This is a genomic window from Planomonospora algeriensis (genome assembly GCF_977012225.1).
The window spans coordinates 1-2603 of record NZ_CDRNDK010000674.1; the positions used below are offsets into that span (position 1 = coordinate 1).

The 2603-nt window shown below is 74.6% G+C and carries 2 protein-coding genes and 1 pseudogene; 1 reads left to right on the top strand and 2 read right to left on the bottom strand.

All coding sequences use genetic code 11. The features are described 5' to 3' along the window. Positions 1-50: 50 nt before the first annotated feature. Together pip and ACWJ6R_RS34320 are read right to left on the bottom strand one after the other, a co-directional pair. Entirely contained in the window at positions 51-1019 is a 969-nt protein-coding gene (gene pip / locus ACWJ6R_RS34315) for a prolyl aminopeptidase (RefSeq protein ID WP_449066202.1), read from the bottom strand. 85 nt (positions 1020-1104) lie between these two features. Then, the gene (locus ACWJ6R_RS34320) at positions 1105-1986 is read right to left on the bottom strand and encodes a WD40 repeat domain-containing protein (RefSeq protein WP_449066203.1); all 882 of its coding nucleotides are present in this window, start codon (positions 1984-1986) and stop codon (positions 1105-1107) included. Positions 1987-2415: 429 nt separating this feature from the next. Between ACWJ6R_RS34320 and ACWJ6R_RS34325 the strand changes: the two are divergent. Continuing rightward, positions 2416-2603 (top strand): annotated as a pseudogene (locus ACWJ6R_RS34325) (hypothetical protein); the annotation flags it as partial.

Sequence of the window (2603 nt, forward strand, 5' to 3'; positions counted from 1 at the left end):
CTGGCCCGCAGTGCCGACCAGGACGGCCGGAGCGCCGCCGCCGACCGGCCCTACCGGTCGGCGAAGCCGTCCAGAGCGGCCAGGACCTCCTCGCGCATCGCGTCGCTGCCGGTGTGGCCCGAGTCCTCCACGACGACGAGCCGCGCGCCGGGCCAGACCCGGGCCAGCTGCCAGGCGGTCTCCAGCGGCGAGCCCAGGTCGAAGCGGCCGTGCACGAGCACGCCGGGGATGCCGGCCAGCCGGTGCGCCTCGCGCAGCAGCACCCCCTCCTCCAGCCAGGCGGCGTTGGAGAAGTAGTGGCTGCAGATGCGCACGAGGGCCAGCAGGTCGGCGGGCGGGCGGTCGCTGTAGGCGTTCGGCGTGCCGTTGGCCTCCAGGGAGATGACCGCGTCCTCCCACGCCGTCCAGTCGCGGGCCGCCTTGGCCCGCACGGCGGGGTCGGGGTCCGACACCAGGCGCGCGTAGGCGGCCAGCAGGCCGAACAGGTCGTCGGGACCACCGGTACGCCGGTCCTCGGGGACGCCGTCGCGGAAGCGCTCCCACTGCTCGGGGAAGAACCGCCCGACGCCGCGGTAGAGCCAGTCGATCTCGGAGCGGCGGGTCATGGTGACGCCGCAGACGACCATCTCCGACACCCGCTCGGGATGGGCCTGGGCGTAGGCGAGCATCAGCGTGGAACCCCACGACCCGCCGTACAGCAGCCACCGCTGCACGCCCAGGTGCCGGCGCAGCCGCTCCATGTCGGCGACCAGGTGACCGGTGGTGTTGGCGGTCAGGTCGGCGGCCGGGTCGGCGGCGTGCGGCAGGCTCCGGCCGCAGTTGCGCTGGTCGAACAGGATGATGCGGTAGCGCTCGGGATCGAAGCCGCGGCGCTGGCCCGGCGTGCAGCCCGCGCCGGGGCCGCCGTGGACGACGAGCGCGGGCTTGCCCGCGGGGTTGCCGCAGACCTCCCAGTAGACGAGGTGGCCGTCGCCGGTGTCGAGGTGGCCGTGGTCGTAGGGCTCGATCGGAGGGTACATCGCCTCAAAATACAACAGCACTGTCACATTTACGAAGGGAGGCCGCCGCGTGCGCCGCCCGGCGACCAAGGCTGGTCACGGCTGGTCACGATAGGCGCTCTGGTCGCGGACCTGATGCCGGCATGCTCCACAACCGCACCGCGCCACCCGTACCGGCGGCGGCCAGCAGCCGGCCCTCGGGATGGAAGGCCAGCGCCGGGACCTGGCCGGAACCGCTCAGCGGCTCCCCGAGCGGCCGGACCGCCGGGACGTCCCACAACCGCACCGTGCCGTCCTCGCCGCCGGTCGCGAAGAACCGGCCACCGGGGTGGAAGGCCACCCCCCACACGCAGTCCCCGGCATGGCCGATCGACGGCTCTGCGACGAGACCGCCGGTCGTGACGTCCCACAGCCGCACCTGGTTCAGGTCGTAGCCGACGCCGGCCAGCAGGCGTCCCCCGGGGTGGAAGGCCACCCCGTGGACGGATCCGCTGCGGGCGCCCGGAAGCCGGCCGACGAGCCGGCCGGTGGCGCCGTCCCACAGCAGCACGGCACGGCCCGCGGTGGTGGCCAGCAGCCGCCCGTCAGGCGAGAAGGCCACCGCGTAGACGGGCCCCTCGGCGCCGCTCAGCGGTTCACCGGCGGACCGGAGGGCGGCGGTGCGCCACAGCCGCGCCGTGCCGTCCTGGCCCGCGCTGGCCAGCAGATGCCCGTCGGGCGAGAAGGCCAGCGCGGTGACGCCTTCACCGTGGCCGCGCAGCGGTTCACCGGCGGGCTGGAGGGCGGCGGTGCGGCACACCCGGATCGTGCCGTCCGACCAGCCCGTGGCGATCAGGTGGCCGCCGGGGTGGAAGGCCACCGCCCACGCCTGCCCGGCGGGGTCGATCAGGGGCTGGCCGGCGGAACGGCCGGTGGCGGTGTCCCACAGCCGCACCGTGCCGTCCTCGCCGGCCACGGCGAAACACCGGCCGTCAGGATGGAAGGCCACGTCCGCCGGCATGCAGCGGCCGATCGGGACGTCCCGGCACTCATCCTCGGCCTGAGGGCCGAGGCCCGCTGCGGACCTTCGGTAAGGAGTCATGGCGACCGGAGGATAGCCCGGGGCGTGGCCGACGGGCCACCACGACCCCCGCCGCCCTCACCGAAGCGCCTGCGGATCCCGCATTCCAGAAGGGACCGATACCCCGTTCCGGACACGCTGCGAGCACGCTCCCACCCAACGCGGTCATCGATGAGGTCCGGCCGGGCCGGCCGGTCAGGCACCGGGTACGGCCGCTCCTGGCGAACACCGATCACGGCCCTTGAGCGCGGCCCGGACTCCCGGACGTCCACGGTCACCCGAAACCGGCACCGCGGCATCACCCGGCATTGTCGGTGACGGTCAGTAACATCGGCCTCCTGACGAGGAGGAGGCGCCATGACCCATCTTCTGAGCGTTCCCGTGCTGGTCACCACGGACCTGCCGCCGCAGACGGACCTGACGGCCTTCGGCCGCGTGCTGACCGGCGCGGTCGCCGCCCTGCCCTCACCCGCCGGCGCGCCCTACCCCGGCCACCTGCACGGCCAGGTGTTCTGGCTGGACCGGCCGGTGCCGCCGGCCGAGCC